1 protein-coding gene and 1 pseudogene are annotated in these 1,842 nt (G+C 63.7%); both read left to right on the forward strand.

From position 1 onward, the window contains the following. Positions 1–65: 65 nt before the first annotated feature. Positions 66–671: pseudogene (locus JAO85_RS25475) on the forward strand (FAD-dependent oxidoreductase); the annotation flags it as partial. A 108-nt stretch (positions 672–779) separates the two neighbouring features. After that, positions 780–1,842, forward strand: a 1,063-nt coding sequence (locus JAO85_RS25480) for an IS91-like element ISPps1 family transposase (protein ID WP_202789296.1), incomplete at its 3' end; no start/stop codon positions are given.

The raw sequence follows: 1,842 nt of genomic DNA on the forward strand, positions 1-1,842 counted from the left end.
CGATCTACCAACACCACCTCCGCGCCAGTGCTAGCTTTTCGTACCGTCACTTATTGCACTGAAAACGAGGAGACCCCAACGTGGACATCCAGATGCGCACCAATGTGCCGCACATCTTCGCCATCGGCGACATCGTGGGCCAGCCCATGCTGGCGCACAAGGCGGTGCACGAGGCGCATGTGGCGGCGGAAGTGATCGCCGGCGAATTGCAGGGCAACAAGGAACTGGCCAGCGCCGCCTTCAACGCCCGCGTGATCCCCAGCGTGGCCTACACCGACCCCGAAGTGGCCTGGGTGGGCCTGACCGAAGACCAGGCCAAGCAGCAGGGCATCAAGGTCAAGAAGGGCCTGTTCCCCTGGGCGGCCTCGGGCCGCGCCATTGCCAACGGCCGCGACGAAGGCGTCACCAAGCTGCTGTTCGACGACAGCCCCGAAGCAGGATCAGGAGACGGCCATGCTGGCCGGGGCCACGGCAAGATCCTGGGCGGCGGCATGGTCGGCACGCATGCGGGCGACATGATCGGCGAGATCGCCCTGGCCATCGAGATGGGTGCGGACGCTGTCGACATCGGCAAGACCATCCACCCGCATCCGACGCTGGGCGAGAGCATCGGCATGGCGGCGGAAGTGGCGCATGGCAGCTGCACGGATGTGCCGCCTGCGCGCAAGTAAGTCCGCAGCCAAGCTACCCTGACAAGGCCCGAACTGGCGACGGTTCGGGCCTTGTGCTTTGCGTACCCAAACAATCGCCGCAGAATACTGTGCATTTGTACAGTATTCATGTCAGCCACTTCCAAGCCCAAGCTCTACAACCCACGCCACCCCGAACGCACGCTGCTCTACCAAATGGTAGCCGAGCACTACGAGACCTGGCTAGAGTTGGCCAGCGCGGGTCAGTTCGACGGCCAGGGCGACCACCACACCCCCAAGCCCTTCGTGCGCAAAGCGTTTGCCAAGTATCTTGAGTGCGGCATCTTTGCCCATGGCTTTGCCCGCGCTCGCTGCGGCGACTGTGGGCACGACTACTTTGTAGCCTTCTCCTGCAAAGGCCGGGGAGTCTGCCCCTCGTGCACCACGCGGCGGATGGTGGAGACGGCGGCACACCTGAGCGACCACGTTTTCCCCCGCCTGCCGGTGCGCCAGTGGGTGCTCTCCGTGCCCAAGAGGTTGCGGTACTTCATGCAACGCGACGGAGCGGTGCTGAGCATGGTGCTGCGCATCTTTCTGCGGGTGATCGCACAAACTCTGCAGACCCACAGCCCCGGTGCGGCCCATATGGACAAGGCAGGCCTGCACATCGGTGCCATCGCCTTCATTCACCGATTCGGCTCCAGCCTCAATGAACACGTCCACTTCCACGTTTGTGTGGTGGACGGGGTGTTTGAGGAAGTGGAGGGCGAGGGCGATGCTGATGCGACCCCTCGAATCTCATCGCCGGGTGTCATCTTTCACGCGGCCACCGGCATCGATGCGGCTACCGTGGCCCCAGTGCAGACCACACTGCAAAAACGCATCCTGCGCGCCTTCGTTGCTCGGGGCCTGCTGGAGAACTGTGACGCCAAAGACATGCTGGGCTACAAACACAGCGGCTTCTCGGTGGACGCCGGTGTCTGCATCGAAGCCCACGACCGCGCTGCGCTGGAGCGGCTGCTGCGCTATTGCGCGCGTCCACCGTTTTCCATGGAGCGCCTACGCAAAGAGGGAAGCAAACTGGTGTACCGCTGTGCCAAACAGCGCAGCGAGCCCACCAGTGACAAGCGTGGTGCCAAGGCAGATGAGCTGCACCTCACACCGCTGGAACTGATCGACCGCATCGCCGCGCTGGTGCCACCGCCACGCACCC

The sequence above is a fragment of the Comamonas sp. NyZ500 genome (genome assembly GCF_016772095.1).
Taxonomy (GTDB): Bacteria; Pseudomonadota; Gammaproteobacteria; order Burkholderiales; family Burkholderiaceae_C; genus Comamonas; species Comamonas thiooxydans.